The organism is Pseudorhodobacter aquimaris (genome assembly GCF_001202025.1).
GTDB lineage: Bacteria > Pseudomonadota > Alphaproteobacteria > Rhodobacterales > Rhodobacteraceae > Pseudorhodobacter > Pseudorhodobacter aquimaris.
Genome location: NZ_LGHS01000048.1, coordinates 1 through 21,945 on the forward strand (window position 1 = coordinate 1; position 21,945 = coordinate 21,945).

The following is a 21,945-nucleotide window of genomic DNA, read 5'->3' on the forward strand; positions in this document are numbered from 1 at the left end:
AGGTAGCGGTGTCGAAACTTGCTACGAGGAGGAAGCGCCCATGGAAAAGGTTAGCATTGTTGGGCTGGATATTGCCAAGAATTCATTTCACGCACATGGAGCGGCCGAGGACGGATCGAAGGTTTTTAGTAAGGCTTTACCGCGAGGCCGAGTGTTGGAGTTTTTCGGTCGGGTTGAGCCCTGTATCATCGCCCTGGAGGCCTGTGCAGGTGCGCATCACTGGAGCCGGGAGCTTTCCGGACTTGGTCACGATGTCAAGCTGATCGCCCCGCAATACGTCAAACCCTACGTGAAGCGGCAAAAGAACGATGCGAACGACGCTGCGGCCATCGCTGAAGCAGCGTCCCGGCCAACCATGCGTTTTGTGGCGACCAAGACCACCGCACAACAAGGACAGTCGATGGTACTCAAGACCCGCGATCTGCTGACCGGGCAGCGCACCCAAACAATCAATGCGCTGCGAGGGCATCTGGCAGAACATGGGATTGTTGCTCCGAAGGGCCCTCAACATCTTCCTCGGTTGGAGAGGGATGTGGCTGAGAATGCCGAGCGCTTGCCAGCCGATGTGACGAGCCTCTGCCAAATGTTCTTCGATATGATTGATGGGCTGAGCGAACGCATTGATGAACTGACCAGGCGGCTCCGCCAAATCGCACGTCAGAACGATGTGGCGCGCAGGTTGATGACCATGCCGGGGATCGGTCCGGTGACGGCTGTATCAATTGCCGTGCTGGCTGCACCACCAGAGGTGTTCAGCAAGGGACGCGACTTTGCGGCTTGGATCGGGCTAGCACCACGCCAGCATTCTACGGGCGGCAAAACAAGGCTGGGCAAGATATCGAAGATGGGGCAACGCGATTTGAGACGCTTGCTGATCATCGGTGCCATGTCGGCGATTCAAGCAACGCAAAAGCGCAGCGGCGCGCCGGAGGGGTCGTGGTTGGCTCGCATGCTTATGCGCAAACCCAAAATGCTGGTAGCGGTCGCATTGGCGAACAAGATGGCGCGGATGGCATGGGCGATCATGGCTCATGGCGGCGTCTACAAGAAACCTGCCAACGCCTGAGCGCGAAGGCAGGCTGGGGTGCGGCGGTTCTGAACGGAGGTCATGGCAAAGCGTCGACGAGATCAGGAATAGGAAAACCAGTAATGTCCCGAGTAGCTTGTACTACGGCCTCTCGTTTTGGACCTGTTCCTCGAACTCACCATGAGGGCCCGCGACGTTGAAGGTCGCAACCAGAGGCCGGATACACGAAGGAACTCGACCGCAGTGCTGTTGCCAACGTCAAAAAAGCCGCTTGCAAACCCGGGGGCGTCCATACACGGGATATTGTCAGTCAGGGGTATAAATGACGCTTATTATTTCGGAATATCGGCCGTGATACCTTCGACAAAGAAGCTCATGCCAAGCAGATCCCCGTCAGGTGCGGTTTCACCCTCGGCCAGCCAGACGGTGCCGTCTTTTTTGTTGATCGGGCCGGTAAAGGGGTGATGTGTGCCGGCGGCGATATCATCGCGCATTTTCTCGGCGGCAGCTTTGACCTCGGCAGGGACGGCCTCGGTGATTTCACCGATTTCCACTTCGCCATCCTTGATGCCGGCCCAAGTATCGGCCTGCTCATAGGTGCCATCCAGCAATTGGCCGACCCGCTCTATATAATAGGGCGCCCAGTTGTCGATGATCGAGGAGACACGCGGGCTTGGCTTATAGGCCGTCATATCCGAAGCCTGACCAAAGCCGATCACACCGGGGGTCTTGGCCGCTTCGGCCAGGGGGGCGGTGGAATCGGTATGGGCGGCGACGACATCCACGCCTTGCTCGATCATGGCTTTGGCGGCATCGGCCTCTTTGGCGGGATCAAACCATGTATAGGCCCAGACCACCGAAAGCTCGACATCGGGGTTCACCTCTTTGGCGGCGAGGTAATAGGCGTTGATGCCCATGATAACCTCGGGAATCGGGAAAGAGCCGATATAACCGATCTTGTTTGATTCGGTCATCATGCCGGCGATCACGCCCTGCACCGCGCGCCCTTCATAGAAACGGGCGTTGTAGGAGGATACGTTTTCATGGTCACGCTTGAAGCCGGTGGCATGTTCAAACTTCACATTCGGGAATTTGCCCGCAACCTCATTGGTGGCGTCCATAAAGCCGAAAGAGGTGGTGAAGATGATGTTGCAACCGCCAAGCGCCATCTGTGTCAACACACGGGCGGCATCCGCACCTTCGGGCACGTTTTCCTGGTAGGTGCTGGCATCCACCTTATCGCCAAATTCAGCTTGCAGGGCCAGGCGGCCTTGCTCGTGCTGATAGGTCCAACCGCCATCGCCCACAGGGCCGACATAGACGAAACAGGCCTTGACCTTGTCCATCCCCTGAGCGTGGGCCGTGCCGCCAAAGGCGAGCGTCAGGCCAATTGCGGCACTTGCCATCAAAGTTCTACGATTCATTGTCGTCTCCTGGTTGGAAGGGCTTGTTTTCGGCCCGATTAGATATTGGCCGCACAGCTTAACGTGCAGCGTGGAAATTCTGGCCAAGGGCGGCGGGTGCATTTAGCGCGGCACGGCCCCGACCCGATGACATGATCACCAGCACGATGATCGTTATCACATAGGGTGACATCGACAAGTATTCCGGCGGGATCGGAACATTGGCAACCTGTAAATTCAGCTGTAGCACCGAGATTCCGCCAAACAGATAGGCCCCGATCAGCACGCGCCATGGCCGCCAGCTTGCAAAAACCACAATCGCCAGCGCGATCCAGCCCGCCCCCGCGGTCACACCATCGGTCCATTGCGGCACGCGGATCAGGCTTAGATATGCGCCGCCAAGGCCCGCCATCGCCCCCCCGAACAGGATCGCCAATACGCGGATGCGGGTGACCTTATAGCCGAGTGCATGGGCGGCGTCATGGCTCTCGCCCACGGCGCGGATGATCAACCCCATGCGGGTGAATTTGAGCGTGGCCCAGACCGCTGCAATGATGCCAATGGAGATATAGACCATCGGATCATGGCGAAACAGCACCCGCCCCAGCACCGGAATATCGGCCAGCGGCCCGAAGGGCACCATGCCCGTGGCCGGTGGCTTGATCCCGACATAACCTTGGCCCATCAAGCTGGACAATCCCAAACCAAAAAGCGTCAACGCAAGGCCTGTTGCCACCTGATTGGCCTGCAACACTTGGGTCAAAAGGGCAAATATCAGGCTAAGCACCGCCGCGCCCACGGCCCCGCCGATAAACCCCAAAAACGGGCTTCCGGTTTCAACGGCGGTGATGAACCCGCAAATCGCGCCGATGATCATCATCCCCTCGACACCAAGGTTCAACACACCGGATTTTTCCACGACCAATTCCCCAATCGCGGCCAGCATGATCGGCACCGCCGCCACCATAAGCGATGCGATCAGAACGGCGGGGTTGATACTGCTCAGGTCCATCAGACGGCCCTCCCCTTGAGAAATCGGATACGGTAATTTGACAGCAGGTCCACCGCCAAGAGGAAAAACAAAAGCATCCCCTGAAACGCCTGTATCGCGGCCGATGGCAGACCAAGGTTGGTCGATGCCATCTCACCGCCGACATAGGTCAGCGCCATGACCAGACCGGCCAGCAAGATCCCCAAGGGGTTCAACCGGCCCAGAAAGGCTACGATGATCGCGGTGAACCCGTAGCCAGAGGCGAAATCGATGGTGACCTGCCCTGCAGGGCCGGTGACCTCGAACATACCGGCAAGCCCTGCCAAAGCGCCCGAAATCCCGAGGCACATAACCACCAGACGGGTCGGGGCGACACCGGCAAAACGCGCCGCACGGGGCGCTTGCCCCGCCAGCTTGATCTGGAACCCGAGGATATGACGTTGCAACAACACATAGGCCGCGATCACGGTGATAAAGGCCGCAACCACACCCCAATGCATCCCCGACCCTGCGATCAGATCGGTATTGCGGGCGGCGGGGAAACTAGAAAAATTGCGGCTGCCGGGAAAGCCCATACCTTCGGGATTGCGCAAGAACCCTGTCGCGGCCTTGGACAGAATGGTTTGCGCCACATAGACCAGCATCAAAGAGACCAAAATCTCATTGGTGTTGAAACGGGTCTTCAAAATCGCGGGGATCATCGCCCAAAGCCAGCCGCCGAAAGCGCCCGCCACGATCATCACCGGAAAGATCCAGCGGCTCTCGGTCGGGAACATGGCAAGGCCGACACCGGCGCCAAAGATCGCGCCCATGATATATTGCCCCTCGGCCCCGATATTCCAGATGCCGGCCCGAAATCCGAGGCTAAGACCCACGGCGATCAAGATCAGCGGCCCGGCCTTTACCAGCAACTGCCCGCGCAAATAAAAGGCAAACTCGCCAAAGAGCGGGTCCCAAAAGATGGTGCGGATCGCATCGACCGGATTTTTCCCCAAAAGCGCAAACAGCCCGCCCCCCGCAAGCATGGTCAGCGCGACCGCGAGAACGGGTGTGGCCCATATCCAGAATTGCGACGGCGAGGGGCGTTTTTCAAGCGTGAACATGGTGGCGCCCTTTTTGTGGTTCGGATCGGGTGAGGTGGTTTGATTTAGCCATTGTGGGCCACCTCCATCCCATGTGCGCCGCCCATCATCAGGCCGATTTCCTCAACCGTCAGCCCTTTGGTCGGGCGTGGCGGGGTCAGCCGACCCTCGTTCAGGGCGGCGAAACGGTCAGAGACAACAAGCAAATCATCGAGGTCCTGCGAAATGACAACCACGGCGGCGCCATCGCTTGCGCGGTTCAAAATCTCTTGGCGGATAAAGGCGGCGGCGGCGGCATCAACGCCCCAAGTGGGCTGGTTGATGATGACCACCTCGGGGGCTTGGCTCAACTCGCGGCCCATCAGGAATTTCTGCAAATTGCCGCCCGAAAGCGCGCGGGCCGCGACCCAGGTGCCGGGCGTGCGCACATCATATTGCGCGACGATCTCGGCGGCCCATGCTTTGGTTGCACCCCAGTTGATAAACCCTTTGCGGGTCAGCCCCTTGCGTATCGTACCCGACAAAAGCGCGTTTTCCACAAGGCTCATATCCGGGGCGGCGGCATGGCCAAGCCGGTCCTCTGGGGCGGCGACAAAACCCATGGCGCGGCGCGCGTTGGGGCCCGTGTCACCGATTGGCGCGCCCTTATGTTTCACCATGCCCGCCGCACCGCGCAACTCACCCGAGAGCGCCAAGAGCAACTCATCTTGTCCGTTGCCCGCAACCCCGGCGATGCCCAGAACCTCGCCACGGTCCACCGAAAAGCTGATATCCTTGAGGGATGTCCCAAAGGGAATCGGCGAGGGCGCGCTGAGCCCCGTTACCTCAAGCGCGGGGGTGGCATCGCCCCAGTCGCGGCTTGCGGCACGGGCGGGCGGGGTCAAAACTGCACCCACCATCAGCTCTGCCATCTCCTTGGCCGAGACATCGCGCGGAGTGCAGGTGCCCACAACCTTGCCGCGTCGCAAAATCGTTGCCTCATCGCAAAGCGCGCGGATTTCCTCCAGCTTGTGGCTGATATAAAGGATCGCCGTGCCCTCAGCCGCCAGTTGCCGCAGGGTCTTGAACAGGATGTCGACCTCTTGCGGGGTCAGGACCGAGGTGGGTTCGTCCATGATCAACAGCTTGGGGTCCTGGAGCAGACAGCGCACGATCTCAACCCGTTGACGTTCACCGGCCGAGAGGTCACCGACCATCCGCGCAGGGTCCAGCGGCAGGCCGTATTCCTCGGACACCGATTTGATGCGGGCGGCGAGTTCGCGCATGGGGGGCGGATTTTCCATGCCAAGGGCCACGTTTTCTGCCACGTTTAGGGCCTCAAACAGGCTGAAATGCTGGAAAACCATGGCCACGCCGGCGGTTCGGGCCGCACTGGGTTGGGATGGCGCATAGGGTTGCCCGTGCAGCCGCATGGTGCCGCTGTCAGGCTTGACCAGACCATAGATCATCTTGACCAGCGTTGATTTCCCGGCACCGTTTTCACCCAAGAGCGCGTGTACCTCGCCGGTCTGGATGGCAAAAGACACATTGTCATTGGCCACCACGCCTGGATAGGCCTTGGTCACCCCGTCGATACGCAAAAGCTCTGTCCCTGTCGTCATCCCGCGTTCTCCTGTCGTGACGCGTTTTTCTTTGGTCGTAATATGTCAGAGGCGACCCCGATGGCAATCATCTGCGGGTGCTTTCCAAGGTTCGGGTCGCCGATGGGGCAATCGATACGGGCGATGGCCGCGGGACTGTGCCCCAGCGCCGCCAGCCGCGCCCGAAAGCGCGCCCATTTGGTTTTGGACCCGATCACCCCGCAGCGGGCAAAACCGCGTGTCAGCGTGGCGTGGCAAAGCGCGAGGTCCAGCGCATGCGAATAGGTCAGGATCAGATGCTCGGCCCCTGTTGGGGCATGGGCGGCCAGAACGGCGGGCTGGGGGGTGGGGATTGTGGTAACACCCTCGGGGGTATCATCGGGAAAGCGCGCGGCATCCACATCAACCCAGGTGATCGCCAGATCGGACAGGGGCGCAAGTATGGCCACAATCGCGCGCCCGACATGCCCCGCCCCCCAGATCCAGATCTGACGTGCGGGTTTGGCGACGGGTTCCACCATCCAGCCTTGCACCATGCCGGATTTTGGCCGCTGACCCTGACTGCGCGATTGCGCCAGCAGGCGTGACACCGCAAGGGGCATGTCCTTGCCCGAAACGGGGCGGGCAAAGATATCATCGGGCAGGGCATTTAGGGCGGTGGTGTCGAATACCTCGGTCAGCAAGGTCACCATCCCGCCGCAGCATTGGCCCAGTTTGGGGCCAAGCGGCTCAACGTCAAGCCGTCTGGTTTCCTGCCCGTCCAGCATGGCACGGGCACGTTTCATGGCTTGCCATTCCAGCGCGCCGCCCCCGATGCTGCCCGACTGGCCATCCGCCCAAACCAGCATCGCCGCCCCGGTTTCGCGTGGTGATGATCCGGCAACACTTGCAATCACCACCCGCGCCACCTTGCCATGGGCCATCACCGCAGAGCGGAGCGCAGCCGTATCAAACCCCGCATCAGACCCCGCATCAGACATTGCGTTGCCGATCGATGGCGGCCAGCACCCGTTCCGGTGTGGCAGGCGCATCAAGGGCCGGATAGCGCGTGCTATCCCCACAGGCCGCCACCGCATCCGAGAGCGCCATCAGCGCCGAAATCCCCAGCATGAAGGGGGGTTCCCCCACGGCCTTGGAGCGGCCAACGGTATCCTCATGGTTGGGGCGGTTCCACAGGGCGACGTTGAACGTGGGCGGGCGATCCGAACAGGCGGGGATTTTATAGGTGCTGGGGGCATGGGTGCGCAGCGCGCCTTTGGCATCCCAGACCAGCTCCTCCATCGTCAGCCAGCCGGCACCTTGGACATAGGCCCCCTCGACCTGCCCGATATCGAGCGCGGGGTTCAGGCTGGCCCCCGTATCATGCAGTAGATCGGCGCGCAAAATCCGGTTCTCACCTGTTAGCGTGTCCACGACCACCTCGGTCACCGCGGCCCCGTAAGCAAAGTAAAGGAAGGGTCGTCCGCTGCCCTTGGTGCGATCCCATGTGATTTTGGGCGTTGCATAAAACCCGGTAGAGGACAGCGACACGCGCCCGCCATAGGCCAGTGCCGCCGCCTCGGCAAAGCTGTAGTCAGCCGCACCAATGACCACGCGGCCATCGGTGAACTGCACGTCTTCGGGTGCGGCCTGATGGCGTTGTGCCAAAAACGCCGCCATCCGGTCGCGGATGGTGATACAGGCCGCCCGTGCCGCCATCCCGTTCAGGTCAGACCCGGAAGAGGCCGCCGTCGCGCTGGTATTGGGCACCTTGGCGGTATCGGTCGCGGTGATCTTGACCGCATCCATCCCCACGCCAAACACGCCGGCCGCCACCTGTGCTACCTTTTGGAACAGGCCTTGGCCCATCTCGGTCCCGCCGTGGTTCAGATGGATAGAGCCGTCCTGATAGACATGCACCAAAGCGCCGGCCTGATTTAGATGCGTCAGCGTAAAGGAAATCCCGAACTTTACCGGCGTCAGGGCAATCCCGCGTTTCAGGATCGGGCTGTTGGCGTTCCATTCGGCAGTCGCGACCTTGCGCGCGGCGTAGCCTGAGGTTTCCTCCAGCTTGGCCACAATCTGATCACCGATGAAATCCTCAACCGGCATATGATACGGGGTGGTTTGCGGGATTGCAGGCTGGGGGTCATAAAAATTCGCGCGCCGCACGGCCAGAGGGTCCAGCCCCAGATCAAAGGCGATGTGATCCATCACCCGTTCAATCCCGATCATGCCTTGCGGCCCGCCAAACCCGCGAAAGGCGGTGGCGCTTTGGGTATTGGTGCGCAGGCGGTGGCTTTCCAGCCGCACATCCGTCAGGTGATAGCAATTGTCCGAATGCAGCATCGCGCGATCGGCCACAGGGATCGACAGATCAAGCGCCCACCCGCACCGGAACAGATGCGTAAATTCCACCCCCGTCACTCGGCCCGAGGCATCAAACCCCGCACGGTAACGGATGCGCAGATCATGACGCTTGCCGGTGATCATCATGTCATCATCACGGTCGTAACGCATTTTGCAGGGCCGCCCCAGCCGGTCCGCCGCAACGGCACAGGCGATGGCCAGCGCGTTGCCCTGGCTTTCCTTGCCGCCAAAGCCGCCACCCATACGGCGCGTTTCCACACGCACGGCATGCATGGGGCGGTGCAGGGCGTGGGCAACCTTGTGCTGGATCTCGGTCGGGTGCTGGGTAGAGGAGTGGATCAACATATCCCCGCCCTCTTGCGGGAGCGCGGCGGCGACCTGCCCCTCAAGATAAAAATGCTCTTGCCCGCCGACCTCCATCTCGCCTTCGACCTGACGGGGGGCGGCGGCGATGGCGGTATTGGCATCGCCCTTGGACCAGATCACCGGCCCGTCCTCAAAATAGGCATCGGCGGCGAGGGCCTCATCCACCGTCAGGATGGCGGGCAGGGGGGCGTATTCCACCACGGCCAGCCGCGCGGCCTTGCGCGCCGCCAGATGGCTGGTGGCGACCACCAGAAATACCGGCTGGCCAATGTAATGCACGCACCCCGTGGCCAAAAGCGGCTCATCATGGGCGGAGGGAGAGCAATCCGGCACCTCGTCGAAATCACAGGCGCTATAGACCGCCACGACCCCATCCGCGGTCCGCACCGCCGACAGATCGAGCGTTGTAATGTCACCATGCGCGATGGAGGACAGGCCAAAGGCCAGATGCAATGCCCCCGCAGGCAGCGGGATATCATCGACATAGCGCGCGCTGCCCGTCACATGCAAAGGGGCCGCGTCATGGGGAAGGGCGGATCCGATGCTCATGGCGCCACCTCCAGCAGGTTCACGGGCAGGCCCGAAAGGTCGTGGAAATAACGGATCATCATATTGCCCGCCGCCGCAGACCGGTAAGCCGCCGAGGCGCGCATATCGCTGAGGGGTTCGAAATCATGGGCCAACGCTTTGCGGGCGGATTGTGCGGTTTCCATGCTCCACGGTTGACCGATCAGGGCGGCCTCGGCCCCCTTGGCGCGTTTGGGGGTGCCTGCCATGCCGCCAAAGGCGATGCGGGCGGCACTGACCTTGCCATTTTCAAGGGTGACATTGAAACAGCCGCACACCGCCGAGATATCCTGATCGAACCGTTTCGACAGCTTGTAGCAGCGCAGGTTCGGCGCATCGGTGGGGAAGGTCACAGCCTCGACAAATTCCCCCTTTTGGCGATCCTGCTTGCCGTATTCGATAAAGAAATCCTCCAAGGGAATCTCGCGGCGCGTGTCGCCTTTGCGCAGGTGCAAACCGGCCCCGAGCGCGATCAGCGCCGGCGGCCCGTCCCCGATGGGGGAGCCATTGGCGATATTGCCGCCGATCGTCGCCGCGTTGCGCACCTGATCGCTGGCATAACGGCGCAGAAGTTCGGCAAAAGAGGGCAGCTTGGCGGCGACGGCCCCCATCAGATCGTTGATTGTGACGCCCGCGCCCACGCGTAAACTGTGACCCTCGGCGGTGATCTGTTGCAGGTCCTTGATGCCACCCAAAAAGGCCACAGGGGCCAGATCGCGCAATTGTTTGGTGACCCAAAGGCCGACATCGGTGGCCCCTGCGATCAAGGTGGCATCGGGGTTTTGGACGTACCATTCGGCCAAATCATTGCTGGTTGCGGGCCGCAGGGTAGAGCCTTCGGCGGTGGCACGGGACGCCACGCCCATCTCGGCGCGAAGCCATTCGGGAACGGGCGCATCCTCAACCGCTTGGGCGGCGCGGATGATCGGGGCGTATCCGGTACAACGGCAAAGATTGCCCGCCAGTGCAGTATCGTGATCGCTGCGCCCTTGCGCATGGGCCGTGGCCATGGCGACGACAAAACCGGGGGTGCAAAAGCCGCATTGTGATCCGTGATGGGCGACCATCGCCTCTTGGGCGGGGTGGGGGGTGCCATCGGGGGCGGTAAGCCCCTCAACCGTGCGGACCGATTTGCCGTGCAGTTGCGGCAGGAACAAAATGCAGGCGTTCAGCGCCTTGGGGCCATCGGCATCGCTGACCATGACCGTACAGGCACCGCAATCGCCCTCGTTGCAGCCCTCTTTGGTGCCTGTCAATCCGCGGGTCTCTCGCAGCCATTCCAACAGGGTCAGCGTCGGAGAGCTTGCCGAAATGCGAACCGGCGCTCCGTTCAGATGAAACGCGATTTCCGTCATGTTATTATCCGCCGCGGTCTGTGCGTCTTGGGTCAATGCGTGTCTGCCCGATGCGGGGTAAAGCAGATTACGCGCCCTTGGGTATTTAGGTATCAAAGCCGCGGTGCGACAAAATAGCAAATTTATTCTGCACCATGCACATGAATTCTAATTTGAATTTTAGTCTGGCCGCGCTTGTTGCGCTTTCGCCGGGCTGCGGGCTGGGCTAGGCTTGGTCTTATGTCAGCACCCCGATTCATACATCTTCGCACCCATACGGAATATTCCCTTCTCGAAGGGGCCGTGCCGCTTAAACAGCTTATCAAGCTTTGCGCCGAGCAGCAGATGCCCGCGGTGGCCGTCACCGATACGAACAATATGTTCGCGGCACTGGAGTTTTCGACGATTGCGGCGGGGGCGGGCTTGCAGCCGATCATCGGCTGTCAGGTCTCGGTGGCCTATGATCCACCACAGCCGGGGGAAAAGCCGCGCAACCCCGCGCCGGTGGTTTTGCTGGCCCAGAACGAGGTCGGCTATCGCAACCTGATGAAGCTGAACAGCTGCCTTTATGTCGATACGGGTGGGCAGTTGCCGCAGGTCACGCTGGAAGATTTAGAGGCGCATTCCGAGGGGCTGATCTGTTTGACGGGCGGTGCCGAGGGGCCGGTGGGCAAGCTGTTGCAAACCGCGCAAAATGCCAAGGCCAAAGCCCTGATGACGCGTCTGGCGGCGGCCTATCCGGACCGGCTTTATGTGGAGTTGCAACGCCACCCCGGCGCGGGCGGCCAGTTGACCGAAGGTGAGCGCAGCAGCGAGCGCGGCTTTGTCGAAATGGCCTATGCCATGGGCCTGCCTTTGGTTGCGACCAATGATGTCTATTTCCCCAAAGCGACGATGTATGAGGCGCATGACGCCTTGCTGTGTATCGCGGATGGGGCCTATGTCGACCAGCAACAACCGCGCCGCCGCCTGACCCCGCAGCATTACCTCAAATCCGAGGCAGAGATGGCGACGCTTTTTGCCGATCTGCCCGAGGCGCTTGAAAATACGGTTGAAATTGCGCGGCGCTGTGCGTTCAAAGTGGCCAAACATGCGCCGATCCTGCCCAAGTTCGCCGATGATGAGGTCAACGAGCTGCGCCGTCAGGCCAATGAGGGCCTCAAGGCGCGGCTGGCGGTCATTCCCCATGCGGTCAGCGTTGAGGAGTATCAGGCACGGCTGGATTTTGAGCTGGATATCATCATCGGGATGCAGTTCCCCGGTTACTTCCTGATCGTGGCGGATTTTATCAAATGGGCCAAGGATCAGGGCATTCCAGTCGGGCCGGGGCGTGGGTCGGGGGCGGGGTCATTGGTGGCCTATGCCTTGACGATCACCGATCTGGACCCGCTGCGCTATTCCTTGCTTTTTGAACGTTTTTTGAACCCCGAACGGGTTTCCATGCCCGACTTCGACATCGACTTTTGCATGGATCGCCGTGAGGAGGTGATCCACTACGTGCAAGAGAAATACGGCCGCGACAAGGTCGGGCAGATCATCACATTCGGTGCGCTTTTGTCCAAGGCGGCGGTGCGCGATGTCGGCCGTGTTTTGCAAATGTCCTATATGCAGGTGGACCGCCTGTCCAAGATGATCCCCGTCGAGGGGGTGAAACCCGTGTCGATCACCAAGGCGTTGGCGGATGAGCCGCGCCTGCGTGAGGCCGCCAAGGAAGAGGTGGTCGAGAGGTTGCTCAACTACGGTCAACAGCTTGAAGGGCTGTTGCGCAACGCCTCGACCCACGCGGCGGGGGTGGTGATCGGTGACCGGCCCTTGGACGAATTGGTACCGCTCTATCAGGATCCGAAATCCGATATGCCCGCGACCCAGTTCAACATGAAATGGGTTGAGGCGGCGGGGCTGGTCAAATTCGACTTCTTGGGCCTTAAAACACTGACGGTGATCCAGTCGGCGCTGGATTTGCTGCGGCTGCGCGGGATTGATATTGATATCTCGTTGATCCCTTTGGACGACGAAAAAACCTATCAGCTTTACGCCGCCGCCAAGACGGTCGCGGTGTTTCAGGTGGAAAGTAGCGGGATGATGGATGCGCTGCGGCGTATGAAGCCCACCTGTATCGAGGATATCGTGGCGCTGGTGGCGCTCTACCGTCCCGGCCCGATGGAAAATATTCCGGTCTATTGTGAGGTCAAGAACGGGCTGCGGGAAATCGAATCCGTGCATCCCACCATTGACCATCTTTTGGCCGAGACCCAAGGGATTATCGTTTACCAGGAACAGGTTATGCAGATCGCACAGGTCATGGCGGGCTATTCGCTGGGCGGTGCGGACTTGTTGCGTCGGGCGATGGGGAAAAAGATCGCCGAAGAGATGGCCAAGGAACGCCCCAAGTTTATCGAGGGCGCCAAGGCCACGCATAATATCGACGCGAAAAAGGCCGGTGAGGTTTTCGACCTGCTGGAGAAATTCGCCAACTACGGGTTCAATAAATCCCACGCGGCGGCCTATGCGGTGGTCAGCTATCAAACCGGCTATCTGAAGGCGAATTACCCGGTTGAATTCATGGCCGGTGTGATGAACTGCGATATGCATCTGACCGACAAGCTTGCGGTTTATAAGCGTGAGGTGGACCGGCTGGGGATCAAGACCGTGGCCCCTTGTGTCAACGCCTCGCTTGCCACCTTTACCGTGCGCGACGGGGCCTTGATCTATGCCTTGGGCGCGTTGAAAAACGTGGGCGTCGAGGCGATGAAGATGATTGTCGCGGGCCGTCAGACCGATGAGGGCGAAAAGCCCTATGCCTCTTTGTTCGATCTGGCGCGACGTGTCGATCTGAAACGGATCGGCAAGCGGCCCCTCGAAATGCTGGCGCGCGCCGGTGCCTTTGACAATCTCGACCCGAACCGTGCCCGCGTGTTTGAGGCGCTGGACAGTCTGGCCGCCTATTCCGCCGCGATCCATGAGGCGAAAACCTCTAATCAGGTCAGCCTTTTTGGGGACGCGGGTGAGGATGTGCCCGAACCGCGTTTAGGCTCGCGCGATGACTGGCTGCCGGTGGAACGGTTGACCGAGGAACATAAGGCGATCGGTTTCTATCTTTCGGGCCACCCGCTGGATGACTATATGGCGCCGCTGAAACGCAAAGGGGTATCCACCCTGACCGAGATCACCGCCAAGGCGGCAGATGGTGCGATGGTGGCCAAGATTGCAGGCTCTGTCAGTGCCAAGCAGGAACGCAAATCCGCGCGGGGCAACCGCTTTGCCTTTGTGCAACTGTCCGATCCGACCGGCCTTTATGAGGTGACGGTGTTCTCCGACACGCTAGAGGCCGCGCGCGATGTGCTGGAACCGGGGATGAATGTGGTGCTGACGGTAGAGGTGACGCTGGAGGGCGAGACCCTGAAACTGCTGGCCCGAGGCGCGCAACCAATCGATCAGGTCGCCGCCGAGGCAAGCGGCAGCGCGATCCGCATCCATATCGACAAGGCCGAGGCCGCAAGCGCCGTCGCCGCCCTGCTGGCCCGTGTGGCAAGGATGGCGGGCGCAACCAAAGTCCGGTCATGATCTGCGTTCCCGATACCGCCACGGGGCAAGAGATCGACCTAGAGCTCCCCGCCGAATACCCGATCTCGCCCCAGATCAAAGGCGCGCTCAAGGCGGTTGGCGGCGTGGTGATGGTCGAGGAGATCTAGCCTACCAATGCGGCGGGCGCTGGTCGGTAAAGACGGCGCCGCCCTCATCGGGGGCCTCCATCCGTTCGGCCATCATCGCCATGCGGCGGGTCAGCCGGTCGATCTCATTGGCCTGTTTGGCCACGATGTCGGAAAGCTCATCCACGGTACGGATCAGATGGGCCATCCGCTCTTCCATAGCGTTTATTCTATCGTCATTCTGTTCTGGCATATGCATCCCTTGCTTGCCGCGCCTGTCCCCATCCGCTACACCGCCCGACGACAAGCTGCAAAGGGTTTCCCGATGGCCAAAGTTAAACAACCCCGCAAACCACGCGCCGAAACGCCAAAAGGCTTTCGCGATTATTTCGGCGCGGATGTGATCGAACGCCGCGATATGCTGGCGAAAATCTCCGAGGTCTATGAGCGTTACGGCTTTGACCCGCTGGAAACCAGCGCGGTGGAAACGGTAGAGGCTTTGGGCAAGTTCCTGCCCGATGTCGACCGCCCCAACGCAGGTGTTTTCGGCTGGCAAGAGGAAGAGGGCGACTGGCTGGCGCTGCGTTATGACCTGACCGCGCCTTTGGCCCGCGTTGCCGCGCAGTTTCGCAACGACCTGCCTACCCCTTACCGCCGCTATGCCTTTGGCCCGGTTTGGCGCAACGAAAAGCCCGGCCCCGGTCGGTTCCGTCAGTTCTATCAATGCGATGCCGATACTGTGGGCGCGCCCTCTGTCGCCGCCGATGCCGAGATTTGCGCCATGCTCTCGGACGCGCTGGAGGCCGTGGGGATTGAGCGTGGCGACTACATCGTGCGCGTCAACAACCGCAAAGTGCTGAACGGCGTGATGGAGGTTGCGGGTGTTCTGGACCCTGCCGACCCCTCCAAGTTCGAAGAGGAACGCGGCATCGTTTTGCGCGCCATCGACAAGCTGGACCGCCTTGGCCCGGACGGCGTGCGCGCGCTGTTGGGTGAGGGCCGCAAAGACGAGAGCGGCGATTTCACCAAGGGCGCGGGGCTGGCCTCTGATCAGGCCGATGCGGTCATGGGCTTTATGGAGGCCAAGGGCGATACGGGTGCGGCCACCGTTGCACGTTTGCGCGAATTGGTCGGGGCATCCGCGCTTGGGCTGGAAGGCGTGGCAGAGCTGGAAACCATTGCGGATCTTTTGTCGGCCCAAGGTTATGGCCCTGACCGGATCGAGATTGACCCATCCATCGTGCGCGGCCTTGGCTATTACACCGGCCCTGTGTTCGAGGCAGAGCTGACCTTTGAAATCCATGACGAGAAAGGCCGCAAGCGGCAGTTCGGCTCGGTCGCGGGGGGCGGACGCTATGATGATCTGGTCAAGCGCTTTACCGGCCAAGCGGTGCCTGCCACGGGTGTTTCCATTGGGGTGGACCGGCTTTTGGCCGCCCTGCGCGCCAAGGGACGGCTGGAGGATGCATCCGCGGGGCCGGTGGTCGTGACCGTGATGGACCGCGACCGGTTGGCCGATTACATGGCGATGGTGGGCGATTTGCGCCGCGCCGGTATCCGCGCGGAAATGTATCTGGGCAATCCGAAGAACTTTGGCAACCAGTTGAAATATGCCGATAAACGCGGCTCCCCCATTGCCGTGATCCAAGGCGGGGATGAGGCGGCCAAGGGTGTTGTTGTCCTCAAGGACCTGATCCTTGGCGCAAAGATCGCCGAAAACGCCACGCTGGAGGAATGGAAAGACCGCCCTGCGCAGGTCGAAATTCCGTTGGCCGATCTGGTTTCCGAAGTTCAAAAGATGCTTGCCCAATGACAGATCGCGCCGCCATAAGGGCCGAGGCCGAAACCCTCTTTGCCTCCTTCAAATCTGCTGGTGCCGTCGCTGTTGAGGCCGATACGCTTCTGCCCGCCGAAACCCTGCTGGACCTTTACGGCGAGGATATCCGCGCCCGCGCCTATGTCACCTCTGATCCGTTGCGTGGTGAAATGATGCTGCGGCCCGATTTCACGGTGCCGGTGGTTCAGGCCCATATGCAAAACGGGGCAGAGCCTGCGCGCTATTGCTATATGGGCGAGGTTTTCCGCAAACAGGACCGTCCGGGCACCCGTGCCAATGAGTATCTGCAAGTCGGGTTTGAGTTGTTTGACCGTTCTGCCCCCGAGGCCGCGGATGCAGAGCTGTTCACGCTGTTTCACGGGTTGCTTGCGCCCTTGGGCCTGCGGCCCGCAACGGGTGATATCGGGATCTTGATGGCGGCGGTCAAAGGGCTTTCGACCAGCCCGCGCCGCAAGGCCGCGTTGTTGCGCCACATCTGGCGGCCCGCACGGTTTCGCAAATTGCTGGACCGCTTTTCGGGCCGCGCGGCCGCGCCCCAAGCGCGCCACGATATGCTGACCCGTCTGCGCAGCGGGGATCTGGCCGCGCTGATCGCGGATGCAGGTCCGATGATCGGCCTGCGCTCCGAGGCCGAGATTACAGCGCGGGCAAATGCGCTGATCGAGGATGACCAGACCCCGCCGCTTGCCGCGCCTGAGGCGGCCCTGCTTTATGACCTTTTGACCTTGCAGGCACCGGCCCGTGCGGCCCTGTCGCATATGCGGGGTATAACCTCGATGCTGCCCGCGATCGAACCGGCGGTGGACCGTTTCGCCACACGGCTCGATGCGCTGGAACGCCACGGCATCAACCCTTCGGACCTGCCGTTCGAGGCAAGCCACGGGCGCTCGTCGATGGAATATTACGACGGCTTTGTGTTCAGCTTTGAGGGCAATGGCCTGCCGGTTGCCTCGGGCGGGCGCTATGATGCGCTGACGGCGGTGCTCGGGCAGGGGCGCTCTATTCCGGCGGTGGGGGGCATGATCCGCCCTGCGATGTTGGCAACCCTGCGGGAGGCATTGGCATGAGCTTGAAGATCGGGGTGCCGTCCAAGGGGCGGCTGATGGAAAAGACCTTTGACTGGTTCGGCGCGCGTGGTGTGATCATGGGGCGCTCTGGCTCTGACCGTGAATATGCGGGGGCCGTTGAGGGTGTGGACGGGGTCGAGCTGGTGTTGCTCTCGGCCGGCGAGATCCCCCGAGAGCTGTCGGCGGGGCGTATCCATCTGGGTGTGACCGGATCGGATCTGGTGCGTGACAAGCTGGCCGATTGGTCGGCGCAGGTGGTTGAGGTCGCACCTCTGGGCTTTGGCCATGCCGATCTGATTATCGCGGTGCCGACCGCATGGATCGATGTCGATACCGTCGATGATCTGGATGCGGCGGCGGCGGCTTTTCGGGCCGAACACGGGTTCCGGCTGCGGATTGCGACGAAATATCACCGGCTTGTGCGCGACTATCTGACCGCGCAGGGGGTTGCCGATTATCAGCTGGTTGACAGTCAGGGTGCGACCGAGGGCACGGTGAAAAACCTGACCGCCGAGGCGATTGCCGATATCACCTCTTCGGGGGAAACTTTGCGCGCGAACCATCTGAAGATCCTGTCGGACGGGCCGATCCATGCCTCACAAGCCACGCTTTTTGCGGCGCGCGGGGCCGAATGGGATGCGGGAACACGGGCCACATTGGCCGAATTGGCAAAACAGCTGGGCGTAGAGGCCGCGGTTTAGCGCAACCCGATATCGGCCAGCGCGCGGGCGAGATCGGGGGGCAGGGCCTCTTCGGTTTCGCGGCTTTTGGGCAGGTCGCGCGGGGCATCCTCGACCGAGAGATAACGCCAGCCTTGGAACGGGCGGCGCGGTGCGGGTTCGGTCGGGATAATCTGCGGATCAAGCACCAAGGCACAGCGGAGGATGCCATCTTCGCCGCGCTGTTCCTCCAGCGCTGTGAGGGTTTGCCGCGCAAGAATCACGCCCTTGAACACCCAATAGAGCGACCCGCCATTCAAAAGCGCGTCGCCGCGTTTCGGCCACATCCGCGTGACATGACGCGGCAGCCCGTCAGGCCAGCTTTTGCGGCGCTGGTCCTGCCATGCGGCCAGATCGTCAATGCCAGTGGCACCAACGCAGAGCTTTAACAGATTTACGGTGCCTGCCACGAATCCCCCTTCGGTTAACGCGAACTTAGCGCCTTGGGCGGCGGGGGCAAGTCGGGGGGCAAGCAGCCGTGGCTAGATGTGGCCGATGTTGTGCAGGAAATCAGAGAGGATGGCGGCGAAGGTCCGGGGCTGCTCCAGCATCGGCAAATGTCCGGATTTCCGGATTATGGCGAATTCCGCACCGGGGATCAGATCGGCCAGATCCCGCACCATATCGGCGGGGGTTATGGCATCCTGAGTGCTGGCGATGACAAGGCTTGGCAGGCGCAAGCTGGCGGTGGGGGTGTAAAAATCCGTGCCGGAGATTGCGGCGGCACAGCCCAGAACACCTTCAAGCCGCGGTGCAATTTGCCGCGCCTGCCATGCCGCAAAGGCAGGGGAATTGCGAAAACCGGCGGTGAAATGTGTTTTGGGGTCCAGCGGGTTGGCACCTGCCTGTAGGGTTTCCATCTGGCGGGCCCATGTTTCCTTGGTGCCGATCTTGCTGGCGGTATTGGTCAGGATCAGCGCGCGGATCTGATCCAGCCGCTTTACCGCCAAACCCTGCGCAACCATCCCGCCCAGACCCGTGCCAAGAAACACGCAATCGCGCACCTTAAGATGATCCAGCAAGCTTTCGGCATCGCGCACCAATGCGCCCATTCCGTAAGGTGGCTGCGGCGTGGCCGAGGCCCCGTGCCCGCGCAGATCAAAACGGATGATCCGTAAGCCCTGTGGTAGCAAGGGCAGCAGCGCATCCCAAAGCGATTGATCCAGCCCCAGCCCGTGCGCCAGCACAAGTGCAGGGCCGCTGCCCGCCTCGTGATAGGCGATCATCTGGTCGCCACAGGGGGCAAGCTTTATCGGATCGGGCATAGGGGCGGTCTTACAGGTCATTCAGGGTTGCAAGCGCGCGGGTGAAGACATCCGGATCCACATTCCCCCCCGAAGCGACACAAATTATATCCGGGGTCTTTATCTGCTCTGCGTGAAACAGCGCTGCCGCAAGTGCCACGGCGCCGCCCGGTTCCAGTACGATCTTTAACCGTGACCACGCAAGGGCCACGGCCCGCATCGCCTCCTCATCCGTGACGATGATACCGGGTCCACAAAGCCGCGCCATGACCGGCAACGTCATCAGACCGGGGGTTGGCGTCAGAATTGCATCACAGACAGAACCTGCATTGGTCGCATTGCGCTGGCGCGTGCCCGTGGCAAGGCTGCGCGTCACATCGTCAAAGCCCACAGGTTCAACAGGGCGCGCGCGCAGATGGGTTGACCGCGATTCCAGCGCCAATGCGATACCTGAGGTCAGCCCGCCACCCCCACAGCAGACCAGAACATCGGCGTCTGTAATCCCGTCCTCGGCGGCCTGCTCGGCGATTTCCAGCCCGGTTGTGCCTTGGCCCGCAATCACCCGCCGGTCGTCAAAGGGTTTGATCAGGGTCAGCCCGCGCTCAGCGGCGAGGGTTTCGGTCAGCGCGTCGCGGTCGTTGGTCAAACGGTCATAGAGCACGACCTCGGCCCCCAAAGCGCGGGTGTTCGCCACTTTCATTTTGGGCGCATCGCTTGGCATGACAATAACGGCAGGTATCCCGTGCTGGCGTGCGGCAAGGGCCACGCCCTGCGCATGGTTGCCTGAGGAGCAGGCGATAACTCCCTTGGCGCGGACATTATTGTCCAGCCCCGATATAGCCGACCATGCGCCGCGAAACTTGAACGAGCCGGTATGTTGAAGGCATTCTGCCTTGATGAACACCCGACGGCCGGCAATGTCATCCAAAAAGGGTGAGGTCAGAAGCGGAGTGCGACGGGCGTGGCCCTCAAGGCGGCGCGCGGCGGCCTCTATTGCGGTGATATCGGGTGCAATTGTGTTGGGCATGACACTTTCCGGAATGTTTTTGGGCGTCGCGGGCGACTTTCGCGCATCATAGCTGACGGGTTTGCAAGAAACAGTCAATGTTTAGTCAATTCTTTAACTTTTGATTAACGATTTGACGGTCTTGCTGATCTCTCCCTCGCTTTTTGGGAAAAAAGGGGCTTATGCGCTGGGTTTTGGTGATCTTGTTTTGGGGCTGGGCGGTTGGCGCGCAGGCGGGTGCCTGGCCGCGTGGCGAAGGTAAGGTTTTTGCAGCCCTGTCCTTCGACGCGAACCGCAGCCAGCTTTACGCCGAATACGGTATCCGTGGGGATTGGACCCTGGGGATGGAAGTCTCGATGCCCAAGGACCGGCGCCTGCCCGATTACACGCAGTTCATCCATTACCCGGTCTGGCGCGGCAAGGGCGGCGCGATATTGTCGGCGGGCCTTGCGGTAGAGATGCGAGAGACCACGGCCGCAGCGGTCATCCCTGCGCTACGCGGCGAATCCGAGATTGCGGGTCGGGCCGGGCTGTTTTGGGGCAAGGGGTTCAATACGCCCATTGGCGGCGGCTGGGCCACGGTGGATGCCCAGCTGGAAAAGCTGGTGACAACCGACTGGCTGGAAAATGGCATGACCTACAAGCTGGATGCGGGATTTGGGGTGAAACCGATAGAGCGGCTGTCGATCATGGCGCAGGCGCAATTTTGGCAACGCGGCGATGATCAAAGCCTGCGGGTTGAGGGAGGGGCTGCGTGGAAGATGGGATTTGCACAGGTGGTTGTAAGCCCGTCGGTGGGTGTGATCGGGGATAAGGACCCGCTTGTCAAACTTGGCCTGTGGGTGGATTTTTAACCCGGTCCAACCATCTGTGCAGTACGGTCAGCGACTCCGGCTCATCCAGAAAAGGGATATGGCCGCGGTCGGGGATATTGGCAAATGCCATGTCGGGACGGCGTTTGCGCATCTCATCGGCACAGCTTTGGGTAAGCAGATCGGAATTCGCCCCACGGATCAGCGCCAGTGGCAAGCCCGCACAGGCGTCAAACAGCGGCCAAAGGTCAACCCCTGGCCCCTCGAATGCCGCGATAAAGGCCGGGCGCAGCGCAGGGTCATAGGTGATGCGCAGCCCTTGCGCCGTGGCGGTGTAATGCAGGCGGGCTTCCTCCATCCAACGGCTTGGCGGGACGTTGTCAAAACCGGGCATCGCCTGCGGCAGGGTGGCGGCCAGCTCGTCATAGGATTTGGCGCGCGGGTTGCGGCCGACATAATCCATGATCTTGGCCAGACCGGCTTTGTTGATTTCCGGCCCGATGTCATTAAAGCAAATCCCCAGCAGCCGATCTTTGGCCATCGCGGCGAGTAGCATCGCGATCAATCCGCCCCGAGAGGTGCCGATCACCGCGGCCTTTTCCACCTTCAGATGGTCCAGCAGCTCAATCGCATCCTTGCCCTCTTGCGGCACGGTATAGCTGTCCGCGCCGGTGAAATCGCTTTGCCCGCGTCCGCGATAATCCATGCGGATCAGCCGACAGGGTGGCAGATGGGGCAGCATGTAATCAAAGTCATGCATCGTGCGTGTCAGTCCCGAAAGACAGAGCAATGGCGTGCCTGTGCCTTCATCACGATAGGCAATGCGGGTGCCGTCGGACGTGGTGAAAAACTGGGTCATTTCATACCTGCATTTGGGGTCGGATGGTTGAAACTGGCACAGGCCCGCGCCG

The 21,945-nt window shown here is 61.2% G+C and carries 19 protein-coding genes; 7 read left to right on the forward strand and 12 right to left on the reverse strand.

Annotated elements, in window-relative coordinates; all coding sequences use genetic code 11:
- Nucleotides 1-40: 40 nt before the first annotated feature.
- On the forward strand, nt 41-1,066 hold the full coding sequence (locus AKU94_RS07990) for an IS110 family RNA-guided transposase (RefSeq protein WP_050526814.1): 1,026 nt from the start codon (nt 41-43) through the stop codon (nt 1,064-1,066).
- Between the two features lie 293 nt (nt 1,067-1,359).
- Here AKU94_RS07990 and AKU94_RS07995 read toward each other — a convergent pair whose 3' ends face one another.
- The 7 genes from AKU94_RS07995 to xdhA are packed head-to-tail and all read right to left on the reverse strand — an operon-like array spanning nt 1,360 to nt 10,720.
- Complete coding sequence (locus AKU94_RS07995; protein WP_050526777.1) at nt 1,360-2,451, reverse strand: BMP family ABC transporter substrate-binding protein; 1,092 nt, start codon at nt 2,449-2,451, stop codon at nt 1,360-1,362.
- 58 nt (nt 2,452-2,509) lie between these two features.
- Nucleotides 2,510-3,442 (reverse strand): ABC transporter permease, encoded by a 933-nt coding sequence (locus tag AKU94_RS08000; protein WP_050526778.1) that lies wholly within the window; start codon nt 3,440-3,442, stop codon nt 2,510-2,512.
- Nucleotides 3,442-4,524, reverse strand: coding sequence for an ABC transporter permease (locus tag AKU94_RS08005; protein WP_050526779.1), 1,083 nt, complete (start codon nt 4,522-4,524; stop codon nt 3,442-3,444). Before AKU94_RS08005 ends, AKU94_RS08000 begins: the two co-directional genes overlap by 1 nt.
- Nucleotides 4,525-4,568: 44 nt before the next feature.
- Nucleotides 4,569-6,104 carry an ABC transporter ATP-binding protein gene (locus AKU94_RS08010; protein WP_050526780.1) on the reverse strand — a complete coding sequence of 512 codons (1,536 nt, stop codon included), beginning with the start codon at nt 6,102-6,104 and terminating at the stop codon, nt 4,569-4,571.
- Complete coding sequence (xdhC, locus tag AKU94_RS08015; protein WP_050526781.1) at nt 6,101-7,063, reverse strand: xanthine dehydrogenase accessory protein XdhC; 963 nt, start codon at nt 7,061-7,063, stop codon at nt 6,101-6,103. The genes AKU94_RS08010 and xdhC overlap by 4 nt, the downstream gene beginning before the upstream one ends.
- Nucleotides 7,056-9,347, reverse strand: a complete 2,292-nt coding sequence (gene xdhB / locus AKU94_RS08020) for a xanthine dehydrogenase molybdopterin binding subunit (RefSeq protein ID WP_050526782.1) — start codon at nt 9,345-9,347, stop codon at nt 7,056-7,058. Before xdhB ends, xdhC begins: the two co-directional genes overlap by 8 nt.
- Nucleotides 9,344-10,720, reverse strand: a complete 1,377-nt coding sequence (xdhA, locus tag AKU94_RS08025) for a xanthine dehydrogenase small subunit (RefSeq protein WP_050526783.1) — start codon at nt 10,718-10,720, stop codon at nt 9,344-9,346. Before xdhA ends, xdhB begins: the two co-directional genes overlap by 4 nt.
- A gap of 219 nt (nt 10,721-10,939) precedes the next feature.
- On the opposite strand from xdhA, the gene dnaE reads away from it, so the two are divergent.
- Both dnaE and AKU94_RS20885 read left to right on the forward strand, forming a co-directional pair.
- Nucleotides 10,940-14,263: a DNA polymerase III subunit alpha gene (gene dnaE, locus AKU94_RS08030; protein WP_408633683.1), complete on the forward strand. Its 3,324-nt coding sequence runs from the start codon at nt 10,940-10,942 to the stop codon at nt 14,261-14,263.
- Nucleotides 14,260-14,391 carry a hypothetical protein gene (locus AKU94_RS20885; protein ID WP_408633684.1) on the forward strand — a complete coding sequence of 44 codons (132 nt, stop codon included), beginning with the start codon at nt 14,260-14,262 and terminating at the stop codon, nt 14,389-14,391. Before dnaE ends, AKU94_RS20885 begins: the two co-directional genes overlap by 4 nt.
- Nucleotide 14,392: 1 nt before the next feature.
- Here the strand turns inward: AKU94_RS20885 and AKU94_RS08035 are convergent, their stop codons facing one another.
- Nucleotides 14,393-14,602, reverse strand: coding sequence for a SlyX family protein (locus AKU94_RS08035; protein WP_083444999.1), 210 nt, complete (start codon nt 14,600-14,602; stop codon nt 14,393-14,395).
- 72 nt (nt 14,603-14,674) lie between these two features.
- On the opposite strand from AKU94_RS08035, the gene hisS reads away from it, so the two are divergent.
- Genes hisS through hisG form a run of 3 tightly spaced genes read left to right on the forward strand, consistent with a single transcriptional unit; the run spans nt 14,675 to nt 17,954 of the window.
- Nucleotides 14,675-16,162, forward strand: coding sequence for a histidine--tRNA ligase (gene hisS / locus AKU94_RS08040; RefSeq protein ID WP_050526815.1), 1,488 nt, complete (start codon nt 14,675-14,677; stop codon nt 16,160-16,162).
- Nucleotides 16,159-17,253 carry an ATP phosphoribosyltransferase regulatory subunit gene (locus AKU94_RS08045; protein ID WP_050526785.1) on the forward strand — a complete coding sequence of 365 codons (1,095 nt, stop codon included), beginning with the start codon at nt 16,159-16,161 and terminating at the stop codon, nt 17,251-17,253. The genes hisS and AKU94_RS08045 overlap by 4 nt, the downstream gene beginning before the upstream one ends.
- A complete protein-coding gene (gene hisG / locus AKU94_RS08050) occupies nt 17,250-17,954 on the forward strand; it encodes an ATP phosphoribosyltransferase (protein WP_050526786.1) in 705 nt (234 codons plus the stop codon). The genes AKU94_RS08045 and hisG overlap by 4 nt, the downstream gene beginning before the upstream one ends.
- On the opposite strand, the gene AKU94_RS08055 is transcribed toward hisG, so the two are convergent.
- The 3 genes from AKU94_RS08055 to AKU94_RS08065 form a co-directional block, all read right to left on the reverse strand.
- On the reverse strand, nt 17,951-18,382 hold the full coding sequence (locus tag AKU94_RS08055) for a DUF1489 family protein (protein WP_050526787.1): 432 nt from the start codon (nt 18,380-18,382) through the stop codon (nt 17,951-17,953). The genes hisG and AKU94_RS08055 overlap by 4 nt on opposite strands.
- A gap of 72 nt (nt 18,383-18,454) precedes the next feature.
- On the reverse strand, nt 18,455-19,258 hold the full coding sequence (locus AKU94_RS08060) for an alpha/beta fold hydrolase (protein ID WP_232295726.1): 804 nt from the start codon (nt 19,256-19,258) through the stop codon (nt 18,455-18,457).
- Nucleotides 19,248-20,243, reverse strand: a complete 996-nt coding sequence (locus AKU94_RS08065) for a threonine ammonia-lyase (protein WP_050526788.1) — start codon at nt 20,241-20,243, stop codon at nt 19,248-19,250. Before AKU94_RS08065 ends, AKU94_RS08060 begins: the two co-directional genes overlap by 11 nt.
- Before the next feature lie 161 nt (nt 20,244-20,404).
- Here AKU94_RS08065 and AKU94_RS08070 point away from each other — a divergent pair, with 161 nt between their 5' ends.
- A complete protein-coding gene (locus tag AKU94_RS08070) occupies nt 20,405-21,076 on the forward strand; it encodes a hypothetical protein (RefSeq protein WP_050526789.1) in 672 nt (223 codons plus the stop codon).
- On the opposite strand, the gene AKU94_RS08075 is transcribed toward AKU94_RS08070, so the two are convergent.
- Nucleotides 21,048-21,893 carry an alpha/beta fold hydrolase gene (locus AKU94_RS08075; RefSeq protein ID WP_050526790.1) on the reverse strand — a complete coding sequence of 282 codons (846 nt, stop codon included), beginning with the start codon at nt 21,891-21,893 and terminating at the stop codon, nt 21,048-21,050. The genes AKU94_RS08070 and AKU94_RS08075 overlap by 29 nt on opposite strands.
- Between the last annotated feature and the right edge of the window lie 52 nt (nt 21,894-21,945).